The following is a 26,212-nucleotide window of genomic DNA, read 5'->3' as shown; positions in this document are numbered from 1 at the left end:
GACACGAAAGCATATGACTACGTATAGCCTATTCAATACCAATCCGTATAGATAATAACCTATGTGGACTGGTATAAGGTATGTGCTCGGCTTTCGCTATCTATGTAGCAAAGTTTATTAGACTTTAACTATAGACCGAGTTGGACGTTTTTTTCATTCATTTACATCAAAGGAAAGCGCGCGCTGACGACTACACCTGTACTATCCTTCCGATTGAATAAAGATAACTGACCTTTGTGGAAGGTCATTATGATGTTGGCAATGTAAAGCCCTAGCCCCAAGTGCGGTGAAGAGGCATTTTGCACATCGTTTTCTTTTCTCACCGACACCATAGACTGAAGCAACTGAGACCTCATTCCTTCTGGAAGGAGCGGTCCGGTATTACTAATGGTTAGCTCAGCTTGCTTGTCCTTAACCGTAATACTGACTTGGATTTCACTTTCTTTTTCACTGAAATCTACGGCGTTAGCGATAACTTTATCGAACATTTGAGCCGTAAGTTCAGGGGAGCCAAGTATGCGCGCAGTATCAGCATTGTGGGTAAAACTAAAGCGTCGATGGCTATAGGCATGTTCGTAACCAGCAATACACCCAGATATCACCTTAACTAAGTCGAATGGTTCTAAATCTTCTTGTTGAATGGCCTGCTCTAATCGGGTGGCTTCACTCATACTGTTTAATATTGTACTTAGGCGGTTCACCCCTGATTGCGCCCTCTCAACAAAAACGGCTTGTTGGTCGGCGTCATTAACCTGAGTCAGCATATCCAGCGACGATTTTACCACGGCAATGGGCGTTCTAAGTTCGTGAGACAAGCGGGACGCCATGTTTTCTAAATAGGAGTTGTACTGCTGTAACCGCGAAAGCACATCCGCAAATGAACGGGATAAGTCACCAATTTCATCACGCTGATTTGAAACCGGAAGGGTGCCAATGATTTTGCCATTATCATCTATCACCGCTTCGGTGTTATCGCGAAGGGAACGAATGCGGTTTGAAATTCGCGTGGCGAACAGCAGTAACCCTAATGTACCTATGGTCATCACTGCTAAAATCACGTGAAAGAGCTGTTCCAACGCCCGGTTCCGCAACGTACGAATACCGTTAGTGGTTTGCTCTACAATAACTGCCCCCATTACGTTGCCTTCAATAAAAATTGGGTAGGCAGCGGAGAGTACTATGGCTTTGTTATCGGGTGACAAACGCCATAGTGAATCGGGTTGGCCATTCAGCGCAGTGCCTAAATCCTGCCCTACCAATGCATAAGCATCGTCTAGCTCGTCAATGAAGTCGGCCGGTGGCCGTGTAAGAATTTGATAATAAAGTGGAAGTAACCACTCACTTTCAACCCAGTGCCAAATTGCATTTGAAGAGGTTTCTTTTTCATCTACTTCAATACCAGTGGCCGATTGAATGTCACCAGCGCGGGCGAGTACCCGCTTGTGCTTATCTACAACCCATACCCGTGAATCGGCATATTTTAAACCTGCCAGAATGCGCTCAATTTCAGGGGAAGGAGTGATAACAGTACCTAATTCAGCGAGCTCTTTTGTATTAGCCGTACCTAACGCGTACTGCTTCAATCGACTTGCCCTGTCGTCCACATCGACAATTGAAAATGCCAAGCCGCCTGTGGTCATAGATAGCGGAAAGCGCAGTTCAATGTTGTAGCCCGTGGCAGTCTCTTGCCATCGGCCTTGAATAGAGAGCGCGTTCTCTACCGCCCGAGTTGTCGTTGTGTTATCTGCGAGCTTGTACGCATTTACCCAGCCACTTTCATAAGGAGCGACAACATACCTTGCTAATTCTCCCTGTGGAGTTTCCATGCCCACAAGCAGGTGGTCGCCTGTTTCAACACTTAAACTATTGGGTTGTCGCCACAGCAGCACGTTATCACTGACTTCAAACATGGCATACAGAAATTGACCGTAGCGCCCCACCATATGCTTAAACGACAAGCTAGTGGGTTCTCCCGCATAGCCATTGTAATACTCAATAACTTCGCCACTGCCATACTCACTCATTAACTCGCTGACTTGCTGCCAGTCGTTAAGTTCGCCATCCAGTCGAATGGGGGATGGGATAGGTGGCGCGTAAAGATCTGTTCCAGGGCGCACGTCTTGAAGATACGCCGATTGGCTATCAAATAAAGCGGGACGCTCGTGAAGGGCAGTGGCAACAGCTCGCGCCGTGCCAATCATGGTTTGTTCTTGACCGTTTCGTAGATACTGCTCAAGCTCCCACACATAGTTATAACCTAAGTAGGGTATGGTGAATAAGAACAGCGACAGCACCATAAGCTGAAGGCGTATTGAAAAGCGAAATCCCATGTTTTTAGTCGGTTGCCCTTATCTTTTAATCAGACGAAACGCAGTTTTAGTCGAAAGCCCGCTACAGCTGCCAGCGATATCCCATGCCGTACACGGTGTCGATATGATCGAAGTTAGGGTCAAGCTGCACAAACTTTTTACGCATACGTTTGATATGCGAAGTAATGGTGGTGTCGTCTACCACCATTCTGGATTCATCCATGAGCTGTTGGCGGCTTTTAACATGGCCAGGGCGCTTAATAAGCGCATGCAGCATCCAAAACTCTGTTACCGTCAACAAAACGGGCTGGTTTTGCCAGCTTACCGTCATTCTCGACACGTCTACTTTTAAGTCGCCCACTTTTAGCTCATCTTTTTGTTCTGTGGGGGCAGCAAGTAAGTCTGTACGCCTGAACAAGGCTGCAATGCGTGCTAGCAGATGAGCCATGCTAATATCTTTAGTCAGGTAGTCGTCCGCGCCCATTCTAAGGCCGCTGATAGTATCTACGTCGTTATCTCGTGCAGTAAAAAAGATGATAGGTAGGGTTTGTGATAAACCTCGCAGTTGCTGACACAGCATAAAGCCCCCCTCAATTTCATCTTTCAAACCAATATCGATAATGGCTAAGTCGGGTAAGGTGTGGTTAAACGCTTCAGCAGCAGAAGGCCTGTCCTCATAGGCATTCACGCTATAGCCCTGCGCTTTAAGCGCCATAATGTAATTTTCGCGAATGGCCGCGTCATCTTCCACTAATGCAATTGTCTTTGGCATACATTAACCCGCAAATATAATTCTGATAGAGCGCACACTATACCTATGAATGACAGCTATTGCCTAAGTTCGGCATAAAATCCTCAAGCCTGCCTCATTTACGCCATATTTTAGGGGCTTATCGTGAACTTTATCTTTGGCGGCAGCCCCACACAACGTCCCGAAGCGCGGATTAATAAAACGCTTGGCGTGCAGCTTCACGTGCTAAATCTATAGGAAAGCTAAATCACCACCACATTTCCACAATTACGCGCTTTTTTTGCCATGAATAACGGGTTTAATAGTATTTGTCCGTCGAGTTTAGTGCACTGCTTTTTTTAAGTGCCAAGCAAGATAGGCGGATTGCACTGTAGAAGCCTCTTCAAAGACTAGGAGAGGGGAAACAGTGCCGTGGAAGGGTAAGGCTGAACTTCTACGTAAAAGTCTCAATGATCTATTCAGACTGGTATTAAGCTACCCTTTGCGCTGCGTGCTACCCCAACGGTACGCGGCGCTTTTTTATTGGGGTTGAAAAAAGGCGTTTTCGCTCTCATTTAGAAGACGAAAGCTTAAACTGTTTAAAGCAACCACTAAACGCGAGTGTATTCATTTAATAGCATGAACTAGGTTACACTTCGTTGGTTGTAAGTTGTTAGCGACAGATAACTGCATCTCACTAAAGTTAATTAGGGCGTGCTGACCTTTGGTTTGCATCAAAGGTCAATACGTCTTAGTGATCACACTCTCACTACGGGCAAATCATGAAAGCGTTGGACATTAAAGGGTTAACCAAAACCTACAAAGGTGGCGTACAGGCACTAAAAGGCGTCGACCTTACAGTACAAGAAGGAGACTTCTTTGCATTACTTGGCCCAAATGGGGCGGGTAAATCTACCACTATTGGTATTATCAGTTCACTTGTAAACCAAACCAATGGCAGTGTGTCGGTGTTTGGTTATGACCTCACAACGCAAAAAGAGCAAGCCAAAGCCTGCATTGGGCTGGTGCCACAAGAGTTCAATTTCAACCAGTTTGAAACTGTACTGCAAATTGTATTGAATCAGGCAGGTTACTACGGTGTGCCGCGCAGTATTGCGAAAGAGCGCGCTAAAAAATACCTTGCCCAGCTTGACCTGTGGGAAAAACGCGATGCCCGCGCGCGTGAGCTATCGGGTGGTATGAAGCGAAGACTGATGATTGCTCGAGCACTCATGCATGAGCCGAAATTGCTTATTTTAGATGAGCCAACCGCGGGCGTAGATATTGAAATTCGCCGCTCAATGTGGGGCTTCTTAGAAGAGATTAATCGTCAGGGGATCACGATTATCCTCACTACCCACTATCTTGAAGAAGCAGAAATGCTGTGTCGCAATATCGCCATTATTAACAAGGGCACCATTGTCGAGAACACCAGCATGAAAGCTTTATTGTCTAAATTAAGCCTAGAAACCTTTGTGTTGGATATCAAAATTCCAGAGGGCATGACGACGACAGATGACCTACTAACGGGCTTTGAACACCGTTTGATTGACGACCATACCCTTGAAGTTGATGTTGAGAAAACGGAAGGATTGAATCCGGTTTTCACCCAGCTAAGTGAAAAGGGTATTCAAGTAATGAGCATGCGCAATAAATCAAATCGCCTTGAAGAGCTATTTGTGCGTTTAGTTGAATCAGCGAAGCAAGCTGGCTAAACCCACAGCAGGTAAAGGTGAAAAACATGAAAACTGAAAGTACACAAATGAACACAGAAGAAAACGTGGGTTGGTTTAAGCAAAACTATGTGGCGCTAACCACTATTTGGATAAAAGAATGTACGCGCTTTTTGCGCATATGGGTACAAACCCTTGTGCCGCCAGCTATTACAATGAGTTTGTACTTCGTGATATTCGGTAGCCTCATCGGCAACCGTATTGGCGAAATGGGCGGCTTTACTTACATGGAGTTTATTGTTCCCGGCCTTATTATGATGTCGGTGATCACAAACTCCTACGCCAACGTGTCCTCTTCATTTTTTAGTGCTAAATTTCAGCGCAATATTGAAGAGCTGTTGGTGTCACCAGTACCCACTTCGGTCATCATTCTCGGGTATGTGGGCGGCGGCGTGGCCCGCGCCATACTGATAGGTATTATCGTTACCTTAGTGTCGCTGTTTTTCGTTGATGTTCAAATACACAATTTGGGCATTATTGCGCTCACGTTGTTACTCACTTCTACCTTGTTTGCGACTGCGGGTTTAATTAATGCGGTATTTGCGAAGACCTTTGATGATATTAGCGTGGTTCCAACGTTTGTATTAACACCGTTAACTTACTTAGGTGGTGTGTTTTATTCACTTACCCTATTGCCTGAATTCTGGCAGTGGGTGAGTAAGGCGAACCCTGTTGTGTATATGGTCAACGGGTTTCGTTATGGGTTCTTAGGGGTCTCTGACGTAAATGTAACCTTGTCGCTTGCCTTGTTAGTGGGCTTTAATGCACTGCTATTTGGTGTGGCGTACTACCTACTTAAAACGGGTAAAGGTATTCGTAGCTAATGGCCAGCGGTAATTCTAGAGAAATCACAACATCGCAGGTAGGTATTCACGATAAGTTAGACGACTTAGTGAAAAAGTACCAAGCGAGTGAAAATAAGCGACCGATTAGCGACCATACACAAGCCGCGTTTGATGATGTCAGCGCTTGGCTTGATGGCTTTAGCGGCGAGATCATTTTAGATTCATGCTGCGGCGTTGGCGAAAGTACGGCGAATATTGCAAGAGCAAACCCCGATGCGCGTGTTATCGGTATCGATAAGTCGGCGCTGCGGGTGGATAAACACGAGCATTACAGCGCACAGCAAGATAACTATCGGGTTATTCGTGCCGATGTGAACGACTTTTGGCGCTTAGTAAAGCAGTCTAATTGGAACGTGACTCAGCACTTTCTGCTGTATCCCAACCCCTATCCTAAAAAGACGCAGGTTCAAAAGCGCTGGCACGGTAGTGCGGCCATGGTGGACCTGATGGCGATCACTCCAAATATTGAAGTGCGTAGCAACTGGCTTATTTATCTAATGGAATTTGCGCAAGCGGCTAAACATTACGGCATGGTATCTGATTTATCTGAAGTTACTGGCGATGATCACATGACGCCGTTTGAGCGAAAGTACCGAGGGAGCGGTCAATCGTGCTGGCAGCTTAACTGCCGTAGCGAAGAAAGCTGAGTCTGCTATAGCAGCAAGAAATACTGAAAGCTGATAAAAGTGGGGTGAGATGAAAATCTCGCCCCGTTTGTTATTCAAATTCGTATAATTCGCTTGTTAATGGCGCGCAGTGGCACTTCGCACATTCGCCATGGGCGGACTAAACACATATCCCTGTGCATAACGAATGGGCAGGCGTTTTACGCGTTCTAGATGCGCCTCATCTTCTACGTGCTCGGCAATAGTGCTTACTCCATGGCGTTCACATAGCGACAGCAGATAGTCTACATATTCCCTCACTGCCTCTTGTTCGTCATAGTGTTTAATTAGCCCGCCAGCGAGCTTAATCCCCCGAACCGGCAAGTTCATAAGCGCTCGTATATTACCTGGGCATGATCCAACGTTGTCGATGAAAACGCCCAGCCCCACATGCATGCTTTTTTCGATAAATGCGGTAAGGCTTTTCGGATTGGATAGGGCAGTAGAAGCACTCACTTCTATACTTACACGCTCCGGCGTGGGATAGCTTGCTAAATGGGTGATGAGGGTATTAGTAAGCTCTACATTGTGAAGGTCATTGGCAGTTATATTGATGTTCCAAGGGATATTAACGTCGTGAAAATAGCTGGCACATTGCACAAACATGCTCGCTGCAAGCGTATTTACGTGTTGTTCGCGCTCTATAAGGTAGAGAAATTCGCTAGGTAAAAAAGTCTTATCACCTCGGGTTATCAAGCGTGCCAGGCACTCGTAGCGCCATACTCCTTGGCTTTGTAAGTCAACGATGGGTTGAAAATAAGGCACGATATCATCGATAGAGAAATCCTCGGAAATTTCACGAATGGGCATAAACAGACCCCCTTGCTTTGAAGCAGTACTTTATCGCAGCGATGAATGCTTGAATGTGAGTTCAATGGCTACTTAGGCTCGCAATTAGAAGATGGAAAACCAATACGAGAGACCCGTGTTGGTACTATTCATAAATTAAATATAGTAGAGACTGATAAAATTTGCGGTACAAAATTCGGGGGAATTCGTTTAAATACGTGTGCAGAGTTAACCGCTTCATAAGTTTTTTGCATGTAATAAAACGTTAATAGTCGCTTAAATGCCGTACGCTAACCCTTGGCGAGCATTGCAATCTGATGTAAAGTGCGACACCCTGAAAGTATTGTGATAAGTTTTCAGGTTTGGCAACGAATGGACCGCGTCAACGCGCATTAGCCCAGCCGATGTACCGTTAAGGGATATGTTGGATAAATAGCTGCACCAGTCGCAAAGTAATTGTGTCGAATGCTATTTGGCTAAAAGGAAAAGTAAGTGTCAGGCCGGTGTCCTACAAAACCGCCTGTTGATTTCGCCCAATAAATGTAAGCGAAATGTGTGATTGTTTTAAGTATGAGGTGTGTTGAGTGGGTGAAGCGCAAGTTAGTTTAGAGCACCTGTTTAGGGTCTTTACCAAGCCTGAACACAAAGACTCAAAGCTGGCTCAAATAGAGCAGCATTTATCTGACAATATCTTAGATTTTTTGTCGCAGCACGTAGTGACAAAAAAGACGTCGTTAGAAGAAATTGAAAAAGACTTTTCAGACTCCAAGGTGCCTGAGTCACCCGAGTTTGTGTCTACTCATGCTGAAAGCTTGTTAGATAAGCTTGTTGCTCATTCAGTTAATACTTATTCTCCTACCTTTATTGGTCACATGACCTCAGCGTTGCCCTATTTTCACCTGCCGCTTTCTAAGTTAATGGTCGGGCTTAACCAGAACTTGGTTAAAATAGAAACGTCTAAAGCTTTCACGCCGCTAGAACGTCAAGTATTGGGTATGATGCACAACCTTGTGTACGATCAGCCTCAAAGCTTTTACGACAACCATCTACACAGTGCGGCCCATTCTTTGGGGGCATTTTGCTCTGGCGGAACCATTGCCAACATCACTGCCTTATGGGTGGCTCGCAACAAATTACTAGGCCCACAAAAAGGGTTTTCTGGCGTGGCAAAAGCAGGTCTTGCCGCTGCCTATCGTCACTACGACATTAACAATTTAGGCGTGATGTGCAGTAAACGTGGGCACTACTCGCTGTCAAAGGCTGTGGATGTATTGGGGTTAGGTCGCGAACAATTATTAACTGTGCCCGCGCCAAAGCAAACCCTAGACCCAGCAAAAGCCCTTCGCATTGGTAAACGTTATCAAGAGGAAGGCAATAAGCTTCTTGCTATCGTTGGGGTAGGCGGTACCACCGAAACAGGGCACGTAGACCCGCTAGACGAGCTTGCTGACGTAGCCAAAGAGTTAGGCTGCTGGTTCCATGTAGACGCAGCCTGGGGCGGCGCTACGCTGTTCTCGGCGCGCTATCGCGACAGACTAAAAGGTATTGAACGCGCAGACTCAGTGACTATTGATGCACATAAGCAAATGTACGTGCCAATGGGCGCAGGAATGGCGCTTTTCAAAGACCCACAAAATGCCAATGCGGTAAGACATCACGCCCAATATATTTTGCGTGCAGGCTCTAAAGACTTAGGTGCTACCACGCTGGAAGGCTCCCGAAACGGTATGGCCATGATGGTGTACTCGGCGCTGCATATATTCGGTCGCAAAGGGTACGAGCTACTTATTGATCGCAGCATTGATAAAGCCAAAGACTTTGCGCAGATGATTGATAAAGCCCAAGACTTTGAATTGACGACCACACCTATTCTATCACTGTTGACCTATCGCGTTTGTCCCGCTGAAGTGCAGGAAAAGCTAAAGCATGTGAATGCTAAAACCCGCAACGCTATTAATGAGAAGGTTGACGCCCTTGTTGTTGCGGTACAAAAGCAGCAGCGTGAAGCAGGTAAGTCTTTTGTGTCTCGTACTCGCCTGGAAGCGCCGGATTATCCTTCCCAGTGCATTACTGTATTTCGCGTGGTGTTAGCGAATCCGCTTACCAGCCATAACGATTTGGCCGCGATTTTAGCTGAACAGCACTTAATTGCGAAAGAGACTCAGGCTTGGAAAGAGCTAATGGATTTCGTTCGCGAAACAGAAACCGTTGCGTCTTAAAGACTTCAGCAGCAACAAATAAAAAAACGCCCGATACAGGCTCTGTTTAGGAGTCATGCATCGGACGTTTTCTCTTGTAGTTCGAGACTATCCGCGAGGATTGGTATTACGCTTAATCTCGCGTAATTTGCATATTATCAATTAAGCGTGTCTTACCCATAAACATAGCAACAAGCAGAACTAATTCTTTGTCGCTATCGTTAGCTGGTTCAAAGGTGGCGGCGTTAACTACCTGACAGTAGTCTTTCTTAAAGCCTTTTGCTTCAAGGTTACTGACCATGGCATTTTCAAGCTGAACAAAGTCGGTGTTACCACTTTCTATGCCCGCTTTTAAGCGCTGCATTTCTGCAAAAATAGCACTCGCCGTCGCTTTTTCAGTGTCTGTCAGGTAGCCATTTCTAGAGCTCATTGCTAGGCCTGACGTCTCGCGTTCAGTAGAAACCCCGTGAACCTTCACTGCCATTGATAAATCGCGAGCTAACGCGCGAATAACTTGTAGCTGCTGGAAGTCTTTTTCACCAAAAAACGCATCGTCGGGCTGTACCATGTTGAAAAGCTTGGTCACCACGGTAGCGACGCCGCGAAAATGGCCAGGGCGACTGGCGCCACAGTGCGAGTCTGAAATACCGGGCACTTCAACGAACGTCTGCGCATCCAGACCTGCCGGATACATTTCCGCTACGCTAGGTAAAAACACCGCGTCTGCACCCACAGAAATAAGCTTAGCTTTATCTTCTTCGATAGTGCGTGGATACGCGTCTAAATCTTCGTTCGCACCAAATTGCATGGGGTTAACAAAAATGCTAACCACCACTTTGTCGTTGTGCGCTTTCGCTTTTTTAACTAGTTTGAGATGACCATCGTGCAGGTTGCCCATAGTGGGTACAAAACCTACGGTTTCACCATTACGTCGCCATGCGTTCACCGTGCTGCGTAATGCTGAAATACTATCAACCACCTTCATAATTTACCTCGTTACTCGAAGCTGTGTTCAGCCGATGGGAACGCACCGCTTTGCACATCTTCAATATATTTTGATACGGCTTTGCGCATATCGCCGGTTTCTACAAGGTAGTTCTTTGAGAACTTCGGCATATAGTTTGCGCTGATGCCAAACATGTCGTGCATCACCAGAATTTGACCGTCGGTATCTTTGCCTGCGCCTATACCGATTACCGGTATGGTTAGGGCTTCGCTAACCGCTTTGCCTAGCGATGAAGGCACGCACTCAAGCACTAATAACTGAATACCGGCTTCTTCCAACGCTTTCGCTTCGCTAAGCAGTTTTTCAGCCTGGCTCGCTTCGCGGCCTTGTACTTTAAAACCACCGAATACGTGCACTGACTGAGGCGTTAAGCCTAAATGGCCACACACAGGGACGCCGCGCAGGTTTAAGCCTTTGATGGTGTCGCACAACCAGCTTCCACCTTCCATCTTAACCATACTTGCACCTGCAGCCATAAGCTTTGCTGCATTGGCGTAGGTTTGCTCAGGAGTGGCGTAAGACATAAACGGCATATCGGCTAATACGAAGGCGCGTTCAGTGCCGCGACGCACACTTTTCGTGTGGTAGGCAATGTCATCGATGGTTACCGGTAGGGTGTCGTCTTCACCTTGAAGAACCATGCCTAAAGAGTCGCCAATAAGAAGGGCGTCAACGCCTTGTTCGTCGAACATTTTGGCGAAGCTGGCGTCGTAAGCGGTTAAAGAGGTGATCTTTTCCCCGGCCTGCTTTTTCTTAAGCAAGCCCGATACAGTTACTTTCTTCATGACATGTCTCAGATTGATATTGTTGGTATCGTGTGGCGAACTATACGGATTTTGCCGCTAATTGGAAGAGCGCAGGCGACGAAGTCCATCCAGCGAGCAGTTAGCGACCCATGCCGAGATGGGTTTGCCATCGTGCATAACCATATTGGGCGCAATTTCAAACAGCGGCACCATAACGAACTCGCGCTCTGCCATGCCGTAATGGGGAATGATTAAGTCTGCGGTGTCGATAGTTTCGCTGCCGTACAACAAAATATCCAAATCCAACGTGCGTGGTCCCCAGCGCTCACCTTTGCGCTCACGGCCTTCTTCCAGCTCAATGCGTTGCAGCTGCTTCAATAAGCCGTGCGGCTTTAACGAGGTCTCAATTAAGCACACCGCGTTAATATAGTCAGGTTGGTCTTGCGGCCCCATCGGTTTACTAGAATAAAGTGAAGAGGTTTTAAGTACGCGGGTGTCTTCGATTTGACCTATCGCATCAAACGCGCGCTGGGCTTTTCCTTGGCTATCGCCGAGGTTGCTACCTACACCAATGTAAACGTGCTCTTTATGCATCAGGACCTCGCTTCGCTGGTTTACGCTTGCGCTTACGCGGGGCACCTTTAGCGCCGCCTTCGCTTTTGCGAAGGGCGTTAAGCATGCCTTTCTGCTTACCGTTGTCAGCGTGCTGGAAGTGCGTCCACCACTGCGCTAGCTCTAATAGATCGCCGCCTTCAATTTGGCCGCGGGCAAGTAAAAAGTCATAGCCCGCTCTAAATTTAGGGTGCGTAAGCAATTGGAAAGCGCGACGGCCAAAGCGCTTAGGTAGGCGTTGCTGTAAAATCCAGATGTCCCGAACCACGGTAGAGAAGCGTTTAGGGATCATAATACGTTGTGTTTGACGTGCGATGACCTCGCCTGACGCAATATTAAATGCATCGTGAGCATTTAAGCCAGACTCGCTTTGTAAGCGTTGTGACTCTTCTTCAACCGGATACCAGAGTAGTGCGGCATAAAGGAACGCTGGCGTAACACGCTGGTTGCTATTAATACGCTCGTCGGTATTGGCAAGTACGCGACGTACAAACTGCATTTCACGGCTGTTTTCATCTTTCAAAAACGGTGTTAGCTGAGGGAACAAAGGCTCGATTAAGCCGTATTCGTGCAGCATTAAGAAAGTTTCTTCTCCCTTACCCGATAAAAACAGTTTAAGGGTTTCTTCAAACAAGCGCGCTGGTGGAATGTTCTGTAAAAGGTTGGCCAGAGATTTTATCGGTGCAGCGGTTTTTGCTTCAATGCGCATGCCAAGCTTAACGGCAAAGCGCACCGCACGTAGCATGCGTACCGGATCTTCACGGTAGCGTGTTTCCGGGTCGCCAATAAGCTCAACTTCTCGTTTTTCTATGGCGGCTAAGCCATTAGCGAAGTCTTTTACCGTAAAGTCTGCCACGCTGTAATACATGGCGTTAAAGGTAAAGTCACGGCGTTCAGCATCTTCTTCAATGGTGCCAAATACGTTATCGCGTACTAATTGACCGTGAGCGTCGCGCTTTGCGACAGCCTTGCCCTTGGGAAGGTTTTCGTCTTCGTCAGTCTCTTGGTGGTGCCCACGGAACGTGGCAACTTCAATGATTTCACGGCCAAACACAATGTGGGCCAAACGAAAGCGCCTGCCGATAAGGCGGCAATTTCTGAACAAGCCTTTAATTTGTTCAGGTGTGGCGTTCGTCACCACGTCGAAATCTTTTGGTTCGTGACCCATCAAAATGTCGCGTACACAGCCTCCTACCAAATAGGATTCGAAGCCAGCTCCATTAAGGCGATACATTACTTTTAATGCATTTGCGCTTACGTCTTCGCGAGATATACCGTGTTCTCCACGGGTCATAGTCCTTGGCTTTAAAGCGTTAGGAGACGAACTCTCTTTTGAAAAAGCGCGCTTAACAGATTTAAAAACACGATGAATGATGATGGTATCTCCGCAGACTATAAAGGTTCGCTATAATAAGTGGATTCATGCTGTGGAACAATAATTTCGGGTGTTTTCACTACTTTTTTCCTATCCCACATTGAAATGGCCGTCTTAAGCGCCGAATCAATATCACCAAATTCTGAGGCATTTGGAAAGGAAAAGCCTAAAAAGTGCATCACACGCACGAGATTATCTAAAGCTGTTTCGTTTTTAACTGGCGCTGCACGGTTTTGTTTACTTAGTTTTCTGCCTGGTGCCACGGCAGCGACCGGCACGTGACCGTATTCAGGAGTAGAATAGCCCAGCGTGTGATATACGGCGCGCTGTAAAGGCGTGACATCAATTAAATCACACCCTCTAATGACATGGTTAACTTGCTGAAATACGTCATCTAAAATCACGACAAGGTTATACGAAAATAAGCCGTCTCGACGTTTCAGTACTACGTCTTCGGCTATTAAATCGGAGTTTGAATTAGAGGGCATAACTTTGCCCATAAGCACGTCATCAAAGGCTTCAAGTTGAGTATCTATTTTTAAACGAACTGCACAGTCCTGTGTGTTGGAGTGTACTGGCTCAGTCCGACAGTAGCCGTTATAAACACCGCCCATGGCTTTAATTTGCTTACGTGTGCAGGTACAAAAATAGGCTTTTTGTTGTGTAAGTAAGCCATCGAGAACCGCTTGATAACGGGCATGTTGTTGGCTTTGATAGATGACGTCGCCGTCCCAATACAGGCCGTGGGCTTCTAGGGTAGTGAGTATGTCTTTATCTACACCTTTAATACAGCGCGGCTCGTCTATATCTTCCATACGTAGTAGCCATTTTCCGTTATGGCTTTTGGCATCTAGGTAGCTGGCAACAGCGGTAACTAACGAACCGAAGTGAAGTTGGCCGGATGGAGAGGGAGCAAAGCGCCCTACATAGTGGTTATGCATAATAAAGGCTTAACAAAAAGCCCCATCTTTTCGGGATGAGGCTTTCTATATCAACGTAATCGAGGCTAGTAACTTAACCTTGAAGTTGTTTTTCTTTAATTTCAGCCATGGTCTTACAGTCGATACATAAATCTGCTGTAGGACGAGCTTCTAAGCGACGAATACCAATTTCGATACCACACTGGTCACAGAAGCCGAAATCGTCTTCTTCAATTCGCTTAAGCGTTTTTTCAATTTTCTTTATTAGCTTACGCTCACGGTCACGTGTACGTAACTCAAGGCTGAACTCTTCTTCTTGAGCTGCACGGTCTACAGGATCAGGGAAGTTTGCTGCTTCATCCTTCATGTGCGTTACTGTACGGTCAACTTCTTCACGAAGTTGATTGCGCCATGCTTTAAGCAATAGACGGAAGTGCTCCATTTGGGGCTCGCCCATGTACTCTTCGTCAGCTTTTGGCTCGTACGGCTGTAAACCTGCCAGCGCTAATAGTCCTAGGGATTTTGTTTCTTTTCCTGTTGGCATCTGCCACATCTCCTACACTACGACATCCATCTTGTCCTGATTGGACCGATATCTATATCAGACTCGACAACTTCAGGCAATCAATCGTGTCTATGTAATTATTATGCTGGTGTATTGCTTTCATAAATTAGCCAGGTGTTTTTTCATTTAGCCCACTGGCTACCAGCAAACGCATTAGTGCGTTCTCCCACTAAAACAAGGCGCAAATATGAAGGCGAAATGAAAAAAATCAACCTATTTTTTATAAAATCAAAGGGAGTGTTTGATTTAATAGGATTTTTTGTTCCTCTATTATACAGCTTGCCGCCAAAACCGTTACGCCAGCGTTTGCGGCAATCTTTACGCTTTCTGCATAAGTTGGATCAATATGCTCGGCCACTTGTACACTTTCGATGGCGGTGTGTTGTACGCAGAATAATAGATTGGTTTTTATACCACTGTCAGATAAACGAGCAAGTTCTAAACAGTGCTTCGCGCCGCGTTGCGTGACTGCGTCGGGGAAGAACCCTTTGTTTTCATCTGCTAAGGTGACGGATTTAACTTCCATATACTCAGTAACACTCTGATGTTCGGCATTTTTTCGAGTTAATGCAAAGTCGAACCGGCTATTGGCGGTTGGCGGTGTTACTTCTGCTTTCCAATCTGTGATGTCTGAAAATTCGCTTAGCACCTTGTTATCTAGCGCTTCCGCCACCAGTTTATTAGCATTGTGCGTATTAATGCCGATGAAGTGACCATCAAATGTTTGGGCTAGCTCCCATGTATACTTGAGTTTTCGATTAGGGTTGGTGGACTCACTTAAAAAGACAGTGTATCCAGGAACAGCGCAGCCAGTCATAGCGCCAGTATTTGGGCAATGTGCAGTTACAATAGTGCCGTCGTCTAACTCAACATCGGCAAGAAATCGCTTGTACCTTTTTATAAGGGTGCCGCGTAATAAGGAAGGTGAAAACTTCATGTGACGCCTTTTTTAGAATGTAGGTGAAAACACGTTAGTGTGTTTCGCTAATTGATATGTGTGCTTTTGAACGAGCACGTATAGCGTATGCGCTTAGCGAACAAAGCGTATGTGGTTAGCGAACAACAAGCGCAGTAAACAAGGCGCCAAAGAGTAACAAACATTTGTGCAAGCGCAAAAAGCGCTTTGCAATAATATAACGATGTAATAAGGAATAAAACGCGATGGCAGAATTTACCGTTAGCCTTTCTAGAAACAGTGCTGAAGCAGTGTGGGGCGAGAGTGCTAAGCTTTCTTTCACTGAATCAGGTGCAGTTATTCACCTGCCTGACGACAAGCTTAATGAGCGTTTAATTCAGCAAGCGGCAAGAAAACTAGATGGCTTAAGCCTGCCAGCAGTTACGCTAAGCGGTGATTGGCACAAAGAGCAGCAGTGGGCTTTTGCACTTAGCTTCACGCGTGCGCGCAAACCAGCGTTAATAAAATGGGCCGAAACGGCTGACAAAGAAGCGCTAGAGCAAGAATATGCGGCGTTACTATTTACCCGTCAGCTGGTAAACGAAACACCTGAAGATCTAAGCCCTGAAACCTTAGCAACCCGAGCAGCACAGTGGCTTAAGTCACTGGGTGGTGACAAGGTCACTTACTCAATGACGGTAGGTGAAGATCTTAAAGAGCAGGGCTGGATTGGCATTTATAATGTGGGCCGCGGTAGTGAACGTCCGCCTGCAATGCTGGTACTTGATTACAACCCAACAGGTAATACGGATGCGCCGGTTGATGCCGTGCTAGTTGGAAAAGGCATCACCTTCGACAGCGGTGGCTACAGCATTAAATCAAGCGAAGGCATGTTAGATATGAAATGTGACATGGGCGGCGCAGCGACGGTAACAGGGGCATTAGGGCTATCTATTTCTCAAGGCAGTGAAAAGCGTATTCAGCTTATTTTGTGCTGTGCAGAAAACCTTATTAGCGGTCACGCTTATAAGTTGGGTGATGTGCTTACCTATAAAAATGGGGTAACCGTTGAAGTGGTTAATACCGATGCTGAAGGACGTTTAGTGTTGGCTGATGGCCTTATGGCGGCAACAGAAACGGGCGCACCGCTGATTATTGATGCAGCAACACTAACCGGTGCTGCAGTGGTTGCACTGGGTTCTGATTACCATGGCGTATTCTCGTTAGATGATAATGCCCGCGAACAAATGCTTAAAGCAGCAAAGGCAGAAAACGAACGTTTTTGGCCGCTACCACTTGAAGATTTCCACGCAGAGCGCTGTCCATCGGCGTTCGCAGATACAGCAAACAGTCGCCCGATGAAAGGTGGCGGTGGTGGCGGTGCATCAAACGCTGCGGGCTTCTTATCACGCTTTGTTAAGCCAGAAGGCTGGGTACATTTGGATTTAGCCGCTGCTTACCATGGCGGGGCAACATCTGAAATGCCGGTAGGGGCAACAGCGAAAGGTATTCGCTCAATTGCGAGAATGCTGAAAGACTTCAGTGCATAAATAAAATAGCGTTCGACGCCTCCAATGGCTGTCGAACGCTGCTCTATTTTTAAACGTCGCACGTTGTGCCACGTGGATGTGTAGAGGCAAAGCGAATAACGTTACTTGAACTAACGTCGCTTCGCGCAAAAAAATAAAAAGGGCGTGACTTTGCAAAAAATCACGCCCTTTTTCTGTAAATTAGATCCCGCCTAAACGCTCGGCTAGCGTTTTATAGCGTTCAACGTCGCCACTGTCGAAAAGTGGGTTACCGTCGGTGTCTTTATCTTTCGAAACCAAAAGGCTTTCACGCTCAAGGCGCTCTACGCGCACTTCTTGTACGCCAAGAAAAGCAGCCACTTCTTTAACAGTCATCAAACTCATTGCAATATTTCCTATTTTTGGTTGTTCTTATTGAGGATTAACAGGTTCCAACGCCGAACAATGCGCAGAACAAAACGTTAAACAAAATGATGTTACCCACTATTACATCAAAAGCTCTGGAGATAAGACATTATCCAAAAGGTGTAGAAAAAGCCAATTGGGCTGTTTGAATTCTGACCGTGAATAAGGCGAAAACACCGCTTAGAAATGACAAACACTTCTCCCTACGCTTTAGTAAAGCGCACTTTCGTTATTTTTCGAGTATTTTTTGCAGGCTCTAGATAAATGAAAAACAATCATGCCTTAAAAGGTGTTTTTAACTAAGTCAGCTTGGTTTACCATTGCGCGCCTAAAACGACCATCAGTAAGAACTTTGAGTTATACTCAATGGTTTACGCGCAAACGGGCTTAGCCTCACAACCGGAGACAGTAAAAAAATGGATACTTGGTCTGCTGCCATCATGCTCTTTTTGATCATGGATCCCTTAGGTAACCTCCCTGTGTTCATGTCGGTACTCAAATCGATAGAACCAAAGCGTCGTCAAGTCATCCTAATTCGAGAATTATTATTCGCTCTTGGCATCCTGTTTCTCTTTTTGTTCAGTGGCCAATCGGTTCTCAACTTTCTGAACGTGGAACAAGAGACTGTAAGTATCGCTGGGGGAATTATTCTGTTCCTTATTGCGCTTAAAATGATTTTTCCATCATCGGGCAACCCCAGTGGATTAGCTGTAGGTGAAGAGCCTTTTCTAGTACCTCTAGCTATTCCTATGATAGCGGGCCCTTCAACGCTGGCTGCGCTTATTCTTCTTGCCAACCAAGCGCCAGACAGAATGGCTGACTGGTCGATTGCGCTTGCGGCTTCATGGTCGATAAGCGCAGTGATCTTACTATTTTCAAATGTGTTCCATAAAATTCTGGGGGAGCGCGGTCTAGTTGCGATGGAGCGATTAATGGGTATGATCCTAGTTATGATTGCTATCCAAATGTTGCTGGATGGCGTTACCCAATATTTCATGCATGCCACTGGAGCCCTTTAAATGGCAAAGCAAAAACTTAATACCTTTGGGCGCGTTCGCGCCTTGGAAGGCTGGAAAGCCGTTGCATTCGGTGCTGCATTACTTGAGCGTATGCTACCCAACTACACGCTTTTCTGTGAATTAACGGAAAGTGGTGATGCAAGCGCATTGCGCAACTGTTTGAATTTGGTGTGGGAAACGTTGAAATCACCCAAGAGCAAATTCAACATTGCGGTACAGCTTGAGAAAGTTGAAGTGGCTACACCTGATACCAGTGAGCATGACAACTATGGCGTTTATCCAGCAATTGATGCAGCTATCGGTCTAGCTGGTTTGCTAAATTTGATGGCAGGCGACGATCCGCAAGGCGCAGTGGTCATCAGCAAGTTATCGCAAGGCAGCGTAGAAGCCTATTTGCTAGAAAGCGAAGAAGCCGATGACGAGACTGTAAAAGGGCATCCGCTGATGGAGTTTGAAGTTGAGGTACAAAACGAATTGCTTGATTATGTAGAGCAAGCCAAATACCCAGCGAAAGCGGCAGACGAAATGAAAGCACTTGCCTTGGAAGCTGGAATCTCCAATATTGGTCTTGAGCTTTAATGACAATGCAACTTGATCTTGCTTAGGTAAAACGAGCAACAGATCCTTAGCTCTTATGCTCAATAAAAGCCGTGTACTTAGTTAAAGGTCACGGCTTATCTCTACTCAATTGAGGCACTTCAATCGTTATCAATCAACATATCTCAATTAGCATATAGCGCAGCGCGCTAGTTTGTTTGTCTTTAATAATTTGCCAATGGGCGGGGAGAGCGGGCGTTGTTAGCGCACTTTCGTGCTCTAAATACACCACGCTACCACTATGAACAAGTTTGTTATCTTCTAGCGCAGCCAGCGTAGGTGCTACCAATGATTTCGCAAAAGGCGGATCGACAAAAATAATATCGTAAGGCGCTAGGCTGATGCCTTTTAAAATACCTAGTGCGTCCCCTTGATGAACGATTGCTGACGCCAGTTCATTTGCTTTTAATAAGGTAAGATTACTTTTAAGCTGGCTTGCTGCCTGTTTATCCAGCTCTATAAAATCACAATGTGCTGCATAGCGAGACAGAGCTTCTAAACCTAGTCCACCAGAACCCGCAAATACATCCAAGCAGCGTGCATCGTTTATGTACGGCATTAACCAGTTAAACAAGGTTTCTTTGTTTCTGTCTGTAGTTGGCCTTAACCCTTCTGCATTGAGTACGGGTAACTTTCTACCACGCCATTGGCCACCGATAATGCGTATTTGCCCAGGACTATTTGTGCTTTGGGTTTTCCCTGATTTTTTCCCTTTTTGGGATGAATAAGGTTTTTTTGCAGAAGATGTTGCCCGAGTAGGGCGAGAAACTCGCTTCATAGTGGCTGACAATGGTATCATGCGTTCATACATTAGGCGGCAAGTGTAGCCGAAATTGCTAAGAATTTATAAGGATTTGTCCTAACGATGTCGAAACTTTTTGGCTGGTTCAGTAAGAACAAAAAAGCAGATAAACAAAAAGCCCAAGCGGAAGAAGAAGCTCGCTTACAGGCAGAAGCTGAAGCAAAGGCGAAGGCGCAAGCTGAAGAAGACGCCCGCGCTAAGGCAGAAGCTGAAGCAAAGGCGAAGGCACAAGCGGAAGAAGAGGCCCGCGCTAAGGCAGAAGCTGAAGCACAGGCGAAGGCGCAAGCGGAAGAAGAAGCTCGCGCAAAGGCAGAAGCTGAAGCACAGGCGAAGGCTAAAGCCGAAGAAGAAGCGCGTGCAAAGGCAGAAGCTGAAGCGCAGGCGAAGGCGCAAGCGGAAGAAGAGGCTCGCGCAAAGGCAGAAGCTGAAGCACAGGCGAAGGCTAAAGCCGAAGAAGAAGCGCGTGCAAAGGCAGAAGCTGAAGCACAGGCGAAAGCCCAAGCGGAAGAAGAAGCCCGCGCAAAGGCAGAGGCTGAAGCACAGGCGAAGGCTAAAGCGGAAGAAGAGGCCCGCGCAAAGGCTGAAGCGCAGGCGAAGGCGCAGGCGGAAGAAGAAGCGCGCGCAAAGGCAGAGGCTGAAGCACAGGCGAAAGCCCAAGCGGAAGAAGAAGCCCGCGCAAAGGCAGAGGCTGAAGCACAGGCGAAGGCGCAAGCGGAAGAAGAGGCTCGCGCTAAGGCAGAAGCTGAAGCGCAGGCGAAGGCTAAAGCGGAAGAAGAGGCTCGCGCTAAAGCAGAAGCACAGGCTAAAGCCAAAGCCGAAGAAAAGCCTAAAGAGAAAAAGTCGTTATTTGCACGTTTAAAAGAAAGCCTATCTCGTACAAAAGAAAACCTAGGCAGTGGTATTGTTAGCCTGTTTAAAGGCAAAACCATCGATGACGAGCTGTACGAAGATCTTGAAACACAACTGTTAGTTGCTGACGTGGGCATGGATACTACGCAAAAAATCATCGATCACCTAACCGATAGTGCTTCTCGAAAAGATTTAAAAGATGCCGAAGCCTTGCTGGAGATCATGAAGCAGCAAATGTCGGGAATGTTGTCTCAAGTGAATCAGCCTCTGTCAGAAGTGATGCAGGCCCATGATTCCAGTGAAGGCCCGTTCGTTATCTTAATGGTTGGCGTAAATGGCGTAGGTAAAACCACGACTATTGGTAAGCTGGCTAAGCAGTTCCAGCAAGAAGGTAAGAAAGTGATGCTTGCTGCGGGTGATACCTTTAGAGCGGCGGCGGTTGAACAGCTTCAAGTATGGGGCGAGCGCAACGATATTCCGGTTATCGCACAGCACACTGGCGCTGACAGTGCATCGGTACTTTACGATGCACTAGAAGCAGCAAAATCGCGCGGCACAGATATCCTTATTGCCGACACGGCAGGGCGCCTGCAGAATAAGAACAACTTGATGGAAGAGCTTAAGAAAGTGGTTCGCGTAATGAAGAAAATTAATCCGAATGCGCCTCACGAAGTTATGCTTACATTGGATGCAGGTACAGGGCAAAACGCCATTAGCCAAGCCAAGTTGTTTAATGAAGCCGTGGGCTTAACAGGCATCACGCTTACCAAGTTAGACGGTACAGCGAAAGGCGGCGTTATATTCTCTATTGCCGATAAGTTTAAAATTCCTATAAGGTATATAGGTGTTGGCGAAAGTATTGATGATTTACGCCAGTTTGATGGACAAGAATTTATTGATGCGTTGTTTAGCGAAATGGACACACCTGAAAGCTAAAACCAGCAAAGCGGTAGGGAAAAATAATGATAAAGTTTGAGCAGGTAAGCAAAACCTATCCGGGCGGACAACGTGCGCTAAGCAAGGTGAATTTTCATATTGCGCCGGGTGAAATGGCCTTTTTAACAGGGCATTCTGGCGCAGGAAAAAGCACGCTACTTAAACTTATCAGCCTAATGGAGCGCCCAACAGTAGGGCGCGTTCTTATTAATGGCCACGACCTTAACGCTATTACCCGTCGAGATATTGCCTATATACGCCGCGATATCGGCATGATCTTCCAAAGTCACCAGCTGCTGATGGACAAGTCGGTTTTTGACAACGTGGCGTTACCGCTAGTCATTGAGGGTTACACCCACAAAGAAATTCGCAAGCGCGTAGAAGCTGCGCTTGAAATGGTAGGGCTAAGAGATAAAGCGCGTTGCCTGCCTATTACGTTGTCTGGTGGTGAGCAGCAGCGAGTGGGGATCGCGCGAGCAGTAGTAAATAAACCCCCGTTACTGCTGGCAGACGAACCGACCGGTAACCTCGACCCCAAGCTTTCCATGGAAATCATTCGCCTTTTTGAAGACTTCAATCAAGCGGGCGTGTCAGTACTTATTGCAACCCATGATTTAGGGCTGATTGCTCGCATGCGTTATCGCACGTTGACCCTCAAAAATGGTCAAATGATCACCGATGGCCTTACTGACGACCTTGATGGCACAAGTTCAGCCAGCAGTGAAGGAGACTGGTCATGAGCATTTTGTTTAAAGGGCGTGCAAAAGGGGCGTCTTCTGCCAAAGTAGGCTTTGTCCAATCTATCGTGATGTTCTTTGTCAGCCATGTGCGCCAAGCGCTGGCGAGTCTTGGAGAGCTGTGGCGTCAGCCGCTGGCATCTTTAATGACTATTGGGGTACTAGGCCTGAGTATTACGCTACCTAGTACGCTTTATATCATGGTGAAAAATACTGAGAAAATTACAGCAGGCTGGGATCAGGCGTCAGAAATATCTCTGTTTTTAAAGCCAGATATCAACGCGGCAAGTTCGCAACAGCTGGTGGCACGATTAAACAGCTGGTCTGAAATAGACAGCGTTGTTTATATTCCAGCGGATGATGCGCTTAAAGAATTTCAGCACTTGTCAGGGTTGGGCGATGCCATCGCCTATCTAGAGAAAAACCCACTGCCTGATGTAGTGCTAGTAACGCCAAACGAAAAACACGCGTCGCCGACGGCAGCGAAAGCACTGCTAGATAAACTGCGACAGCAGCGTGAAGTTGATATAGGTAAACTGGATATCGAATGGTTAGAGCGTTTATATGCCGTTATCGATATTGCCAGAGACTTGGTTACGCTAATAGGATTACTACTTTTCATCGCCGTTGTACTAATTATTGGTAACACCATTCGTCTGAATATTTTGAACAAGTATGACGAAATCGTAGTGATGAAGCTGGTTGGCGCAACCGATGCGTTTATCCATCGCCCGTTTTTATATACAGGCTTCTGGTATGGCCTATTGGGCGGACTAATGGCGTGGTTTGCCGTTATTATCATACTATGGTGGATGGATAGCAGCATCACTACGTTTGCAGCTATGTATCAGAAGGATTTCAACATTACCGGATTAACCGGTTCTGCATTGCTGACTATGCTGGGACTATCGGTGTTGCTCGGTTTACTGGGCTCACTTATCTCTGTGCAGCGTCATGTAAGGGAAATAGAGCCCAAGTAGTCGTAGACGTGAGTATACTTACACGCCTACAGTGCGAAATATATAAGTCACTGTATGACGTTATTGGTGGTAAGTAGGCGTGTGCTTAGTTTTGTACTTAAGCTATCGCACGGGGGTAGTGTGAGGAGATAGCGCTGCGTACTCCATTGCCCCAAATGATGGCTTGGTTATACAGCATATGCAGCTGCTTCTGGTCAATATTAAGCACTTTAGCTTGTTTTATGACATTCATCCAAAGGGCGCTTTCAAAGGCGCGAACCAAAGTCATATAGCTGTTCATTTCCAAGTTCTTGCCAAGTAGTGCATCGTTAACCTCATCGGAGAGCGGCAGCTGCTTTACAATGTCTGTCATAGACTGATCAAGTAACCCTTCAAGAAGCGAAAATAAACCAACCAAAAAGGAGATGGGCGGATTATTTCTAAGACCTCTACGCTCAGCAAGTAAGTCGAAAAACTTAGCGCGAACTAAAGACATATGAATGATTTCAAGGGGCTTTTCATCGCCTAAGTTCGTTAAACTTAACAAAGCGATGAATTTCTTAATCTCTACTTCACCCATGTAATTAAGCGCGTGCTTTAGTGATGTAATTTTGTAACGCTTATTAATAGTGGGGTTATTGATAAACTTCAGCAATAAGAAGCTTAAGGTGGCGTCTCGCTCTATAATTTGGCTGATACGGTCTATGTCAAAGTCGCTGCTAGAGCTTTCGCCCATCAAATCAACAATGTTCATTTTAGACGCAGGAAGCTGTCGTAGAATACGTGCTTCCGGTTGCGAGAAAAAATAACCCTGGAAGAAGTCGAAACCCAAATCTACGCACGTTGAAAAATTATCTTGCGTATCAACCTGTTCCGCCACTAATTGCACGTTCGCATCGTGATAGCGCGGAATGTGCTTTTCAATGGTTTCAAAGCGGGTTTTTGTCACATCGACTTTCACAATATCGATAAGAGGAAATATGTCGTGTTTTGAACCCACCATCATGGGATCATCGATAGCTAGCTTAAAGCCAAGTTGCTTTATGTGCTGGCATGCTTCGAATAGTCCGCTGGTGTTGTCGGATGGATCAGCCAGTTCAACCACTACCGACTCAGGGTTAAGCGATGTAGGAAAGCGCGAAATAATTGTATCTGACGAGAACGTGATAAAAGACGTTTTTTCGCCGCTGATATCATCAAGCCCAAGTGGATGGAAGTGCTCAGAAATATACTTAGCTTTCTCTTCGTTATGTTCCGGATAAGCACCAGACTTGCCATCTCTGAACAGAAGCTCATAGGCGAAAACACTTTTGCTTTTATCTAAAATAGGCTGGCGAGCTATAAACGCGAACATAATCTATTCCTGATACAACACGGTTAAGGTTATTTTTATTGTTATATTTAGAGGCTTAGCTAGCGCTACGTCACACGCTAAGGTTAGGTGTTCTTTAATGTGTCATCCAAAAGAACTGACCCTAGTCTATGATATGTAAGCGCAATCTAACAACTATTCAACGATTAATTTCACATCAACTGGCGTAATCGTAGGCTTAGTTGTCGTTCAAAGCGGCCTTATGAATGTGTTTAGCCCACTTTATCGCTTCGTTGTAATAACTATGCAGAAGACTCTGTTTAACACCATACTTTGTTGCGAATTGCTGAATGCCCGTCCATTTAGCTCTTTCAAAGAATTGTGACAGCGTCAGGCAGTTGCGAAGCACACCAGGGCTTCCGCACAGGGCATCTTTAACGTCGTCACTAATTGGAACCTTGCTGACCAAATCGTCAATTCGCTGTTCCATCATGGCATCAAGCAAAGAAAGCAGGCCAGTAAGAAAACCTTTTAACGGGTCATCGGCACCTTTAAGCTGGGTGTAGACCAGTTCACAGAACTTTGCGCGAACAAGCGCCATTTGCATTAGCTCAGTAGGCTGACCATCGCTTAGGTTTGCAAGAGCCAGCAGTGATATGAACTTCTTCACTTCTACTTCGCCCATAAAGGTTAACGCGTGTTTAAGTGACGTTATTTTATGTCGCTTGTTGACCAGAGGATTGTTGATAAACCGCAGCAGCAAGTAGGTAAGCGAGGGATCTCGTTCAATGATTTTGTTTACTTCATCGAAATTAAGTTTTGCTTGGCTACTTAGCGTAAGTAACTCCATCATGGTTAGGCTGCTGGGCCCTAACTTTCTGTGCCTTACAATTTCGGGTTTAGCTAGAAAGTATCCTTGGAAATAGTCGAAACCCATATCTTTGAATTTATTGAATTCTTCATAGGTCTCAATTTTTTCTGCAACCAACTGTATTTTGTTCGACTTGAAGCGTTCGACAAGGGCGGGAATTTTTTCGTGGGGGATCTCTGTAATGTCAATTTTGACTATGCTGGTAAATGGAATGAATGCTTCCCACTTCCCTTTCATGTCATAGTCGTCAAGAGCAATAGGATAGCCAAGACCTCGAATATGTTTGCAAGCGGCTACCAGCGCATCATCAACGTCAACGGTTTCTACAATCTCAATGACCACTTTGCTTGCATCCAGAGAGGTCGGAAAACGAAACATAAGTGTGTCGCGGTGAAAGTTGATGAAGGCTTTCTTATCTCCGGTTATCTCCTCAATACCTAAGCTTAAATGGGTAGAGGTAAGAATTTTCGAGGTAGCCTCGTCAGGAGGTATATCGGGAAAGCAGTTATCTTCTCCAACACGAAAAAGTAGTTCGTAGGCGTAAACTTCTCTGTTTACATTAAATATGGGCTGTCTAGCGACGTAAGCAAACATCAAGATCCTCTTTGCTTCACTTGCCTTACTCCTTTCCTTAAGTATTTCCCTTCCAGTCTTTTATAATTGTTGTCTGGAAAATGCTGTACAGCGGTTGTAGTGCAAAATCGATTAATTCAATCTATTATTTTCAGTTTCCAGCCAGAAAAGCAAGGTATAAGATGACATATACAAGGTTTATATACTGTATTGACGCGTAGGCACCTTGCTGCCT

General features: G+C 46.1%; 24 protein-coding genes. 10 read left to right on the top strand and 14 right to left on the bottom strand.

Features of this window, described 5'->3' with window-relative positions; genetic code table 11:
* Nucleotides 1-161: 161 nt before the first annotated feature.
* Nucleotides 162-2,330, bottom strand: a complete 2,169-nt coding sequence (gene pdsS / locus AC0J2X_RS10010) for a proteobacterial dedicated sortase system histidine kinase (RefSeq protein WP_069945076.1) — start codon at nucleotides 2,328-2,330, stop codon at nucleotides 162-164.
* A gap of 61 nt (nucleotides 2,331-2,391) precedes the next feature.
* Nucleotides 2,392-3,081 carry a proteobacterial dedicated sortase system response regulator gene (gene pdsR, locus AC0J2X_RS10005; protein WP_014951008.1) on the bottom strand — a complete coding sequence of 230 codons (690 nt, stop codon included), beginning with the start codon at nucleotides 3,079-3,081 and terminating at the stop codon, nucleotides 2,392-2,394.
* 740 nt (nucleotides 3,082-3,821) lie between these two features.
* On the opposite strand from pdsR, the gene AC0J2X_RS10000 reads away from it, so the two are divergent.
* The 3 genes from AC0J2X_RS10000 to trmB are packed head-to-tail and all read left to right on the top strand — an operon-like array spanning nucleotide 3,822 to nucleotide 6,264.
* Complete coding sequence (locus tag AC0J2X_RS10000) at nucleotides 3,822-4,754, top strand: ABC transporter ATP-binding protein (protein ID WP_039226809.1); 933 nt, start codon at nucleotides 3,822-3,824, stop codon at nucleotides 4,752-4,754.
* Between the two features lie 26 nt (nucleotides 4,755-4,780).
* Nucleotides 4,781-5,596 carry an ABC transporter permease gene (locus tag AC0J2X_RS09995; RefSeq protein WP_014951006.1) on the top strand — a complete coding sequence of 272 codons (816 nt, stop codon included), beginning with the start codon at nucleotides 4,781-4,783 and terminating at the stop codon, nucleotides 5,594-5,596.
* Nucleotides 5,596-6,264 carry a tRNA (guanine(46)-N(7))-methyltransferase TrmB gene (gene trmB, locus AC0J2X_RS09990; protein WP_168533207.1) on the top strand — a complete coding sequence of 223 codons (669 nt, stop codon included), beginning with the start codon at nucleotides 5,596-5,598 and terminating at the stop codon, nucleotides 6,262-6,264. The genes AC0J2X_RS09995 and trmB overlap by 1 nt, the downstream gene beginning before the upstream one ends.
* Nucleotides 6,265-6,360: 96 nt before the next feature.
* Here trmB and AC0J2X_RS09985 read toward each other — a convergent pair whose 3' ends face one another.
* The gene (locus tag AC0J2X_RS09985) at nucleotides 6,361-7,092 is read right to left on the bottom strand and encodes an EAL domain-containing protein (protein ID WP_014951004.1); all 732 of its coding nucleotides are present in this window, start codon (nucleotides 7,090-7,092) and stop codon (nucleotides 6,361-6,363) included.
* 563 nt (nucleotides 7,093-7,655) lie between these two features.
* Between AC0J2X_RS09985 and panP the strand changes: the two genes are divergently transcribed.
* The gene (gene panP, locus AC0J2X_RS09980; RefSeq protein ID WP_014977595.1) at nucleotides 7,656-9,290 is read left to right on the top strand and encodes a pyridoxal-dependent aspartate 1-decarboxylase PanP; all 1,635 of its coding nucleotides are present in this window, start codon (nucleotides 7,656-7,658) and stop codon (nucleotides 9,288-9,290) included.
* 112 nt (nucleotides 9,291-9,402) lie between these two features.
* Here the strand turns inward: panP and panC are convergent, their stop codons facing one another.
* The 7 genes from panC to sfsA all read right to left on the bottom strand — a co-directional run bounded on the left by panC (nucleotide 9,403) and on the right by sfsA (nucleotide 15,430).
* Nucleotides 9,403-10,254, bottom strand: coding sequence for a pantoate--beta-alanine ligase (gene panC / locus AC0J2X_RS09975; RefSeq protein WP_110289378.1), 852 nt, complete (start codon nucleotides 10,252-10,254; stop codon nucleotides 9,403-9,405).
* An 11-nt stretch (nucleotides 10,255-10,265) separates the two neighbouring features.
* The gene (panB, locus tag AC0J2X_RS09970; RefSeq protein WP_014977593.1) at nucleotides 10,266-11,060 is read right to left on the bottom strand and encodes a 3-methyl-2-oxobutanoate hydroxymethyltransferase; all 795 of its coding nucleotides are present in this window, start codon (nucleotides 11,058-11,060) and stop codon (nucleotides 10,266-10,268) included.
* Nucleotides 11,061-11,117: 57 nt separating this feature from the next.
* The gene (gene folK, locus AC0J2X_RS09965; protein WP_014951000.1) at nucleotides 11,118-11,615 is read right to left on the bottom strand and encodes a 2-amino-4-hydroxy-6-hydroxymethyldihydropteridine diphosphokinase; all 498 of its coding nucleotides are present in this window, start codon (nucleotides 11,613-11,615) and stop codon (nucleotides 11,118-11,120) included.
* Nucleotides 11,608-12,927 (bottom strand): polynucleotide adenylyltransferase PcnB, encoded by a 1,320-nt coding sequence (gene pcnB / locus AC0J2X_RS09960; protein ID WP_278711847.1) that lies wholly within the window; start codon nucleotides 12,925-12,927, stop codon nucleotides 11,608-11,610. Before pcnB ends, folK begins: the two co-directional genes overlap by 8 nt.
* A 98-nt stretch (nucleotides 12,928-13,025) precedes the next feature.
* Nucleotides 13,026-13,949: a tRNA glutamyl-Q(34) synthetase GluQRS gene (gluQRS, locus tag AC0J2X_RS09955; RefSeq protein WP_278711846.1), complete on the bottom strand. Its 924-nt coding sequence runs from the start codon at nucleotides 13,947-13,949 to the stop codon at nucleotides 13,026-13,028.
* Nucleotides 13,950-14,022: 73 nt separating this feature from the next.
* A complete protein-coding gene (gene dksA, locus AC0J2X_RS09950) occupies nucleotides 14,023-14,472 on the bottom strand; it encodes an RNA polymerase-binding protein DksA (protein ID WP_014950997.1) in 450 nt (149 codons plus the stop codon).
* 241 nt (nucleotides 14,473-14,713) lie between these two features.
* The gene (sfsA, locus tag AC0J2X_RS09945) at nucleotides 14,714-15,430 is read right to left on the bottom strand and encodes a DNA/RNA nuclease SfsA (RefSeq protein ID WP_278711845.1); all 717 of its coding nucleotides are present in this window, start codon (nucleotides 15,428-15,430) and stop codon (nucleotides 14,714-14,716) included.
* A 224-nt stretch (nucleotides 15,431-15,654) separates the two neighbouring features.
* On the opposite strand from sfsA, the gene pepB reads away from it, so the two are divergent.
* On the top strand, nucleotides 15,655-16,938 hold the full coding sequence (pepB, locus tag AC0J2X_RS09940; protein WP_061486687.1) for an aminopeptidase PepB: 1,284 nt from the start codon (nucleotides 15,655-15,657) through the stop codon (nucleotides 16,936-16,938).
* Nucleotides 16,939-17,118: 180 nt separating this feature from the next.
* Here pepB and AC0J2X_RS09935 read toward each other — a convergent pair whose 3' ends face one another.
* Nucleotides 17,119-17,301 (bottom strand): hypothetical protein, encoded by a 183-nt coding sequence (locus AC0J2X_RS09935; RefSeq protein WP_014950994.1) that lies wholly within the window; start codon nucleotides 17,299-17,301, stop codon nucleotides 17,119-17,121.
* A 437-nt stretch (nucleotides 17,302-17,738) separates the two neighbouring features.
* Between AC0J2X_RS09935 and AC0J2X_RS09930 the strand changes: the two genes are divergently transcribed.
* Together AC0J2X_RS09930 and AC0J2X_RS09925 are read left to right on the top strand one after the other, a co-directional pair.
* The gene (locus tag AC0J2X_RS09930) at nucleotides 17,739-18,341 is read left to right on the top strand and encodes a YhgN family NAAT transporter (RefSeq protein WP_014977587.1); all 603 of its coding nucleotides are present in this window, start codon (nucleotides 17,739-17,741) and stop codon (nucleotides 18,339-18,341) included.
* On the top strand, nucleotides 18,342-18,920 hold the full coding sequence (locus tag AC0J2X_RS09925; RefSeq protein ID WP_014977586.1) for a YjaG family protein: 579 nt from the start codon (nucleotides 18,342-18,344) through the stop codon (nucleotides 18,918-18,920).
* Nucleotides 18,921-19,053: 133 nt separating this feature from the next.
* Here AC0J2X_RS09925 and rsmD read toward each other — a convergent pair whose 3' ends face one another.
* Nucleotides 19,054-19,737, bottom strand: coding sequence for a 16S rRNA (guanine(966)-N(2))-methyltransferase RsmD (gene rsmD, locus AC0J2X_RS09920; protein ID WP_278711844.1), 684 nt, complete (start codon nucleotides 19,735-19,737; stop codon nucleotides 19,054-19,056).
* A 66-nt stretch (nucleotides 19,738-19,803) separates the two neighbouring features.
* On the opposite strand from rsmD, the gene ftsY reads away from it, so the two are divergent.
* Genes ftsY through ftsX form a run of 3 tightly spaced genes read left to right on the top strand, consistent with a single transcriptional unit; the run spans nucleotide 19,804 to nucleotide 23,242 of the window.
* Nucleotides 19,804-21,525, top strand: a complete 1,722-nt coding sequence (gene ftsY, locus AC0J2X_RS09915; RefSeq protein WP_472996001.1) for a signal recognition particle-docking protein FtsY — start codon at nucleotides 19,804-19,806, stop codon at nucleotides 21,523-21,525.
* A gap of 26 nt (nucleotides 21,526-21,551) precedes the next feature.
* Entirely contained in the window at nucleotides 21,552-22,265 is a 714-nt protein-coding gene (gene ftsE, locus AC0J2X_RS09910) for a cell division ATP-binding protein FtsE (protein WP_049589056.1), read from the top strand.
* On the top strand, nucleotides 22,262-23,242 hold the full coding sequence (gene ftsX, locus AC0J2X_RS09905) for a permease-like cell division protein FtsX (protein WP_061096014.1): 981 nt from the start codon (nucleotides 22,262-22,264) through the stop codon (nucleotides 23,240-23,242). Before ftsE ends, ftsX begins: the two co-directional genes overlap by 4 nt.
* A 97-nt stretch (nucleotides 23,243-23,339) precedes the next feature.
* Here ftsX and AC0J2X_RS09900 read toward each other — a convergent pair whose 3' ends face one another.
* Nucleotides 23,340-24,575, bottom strand: a complete 1,236-nt coding sequence (locus AC0J2X_RS09900; RefSeq protein ID WP_039226795.1) for an EAL and HDOD domain-containing protein — start codon at nucleotides 24,573-24,575, stop codon at nucleotides 23,340-23,342.
* 196 nt (nucleotides 24,576-24,771) lie between these two features.
* Nucleotides 24,772-25,998 carry an EAL and HDOD domain-containing protein gene (locus tag AC0J2X_RS09895; protein ID WP_014950988.1) on the bottom strand — a complete coding sequence of 409 codons (1,227 nt, stop codon included), beginning with the start codon at nucleotides 25,996-25,998 and terminating at the stop codon, nucleotides 24,772-24,774.
* Nucleotides 25,999-26,212 lie beyond the last annotated feature (214 nt).

This window comes from Alteromonas sp. R7 (assembly GCF_055755235.1).
This window is presented reverse-complemented; position numbering and strand designations above follow the sequence as displayed.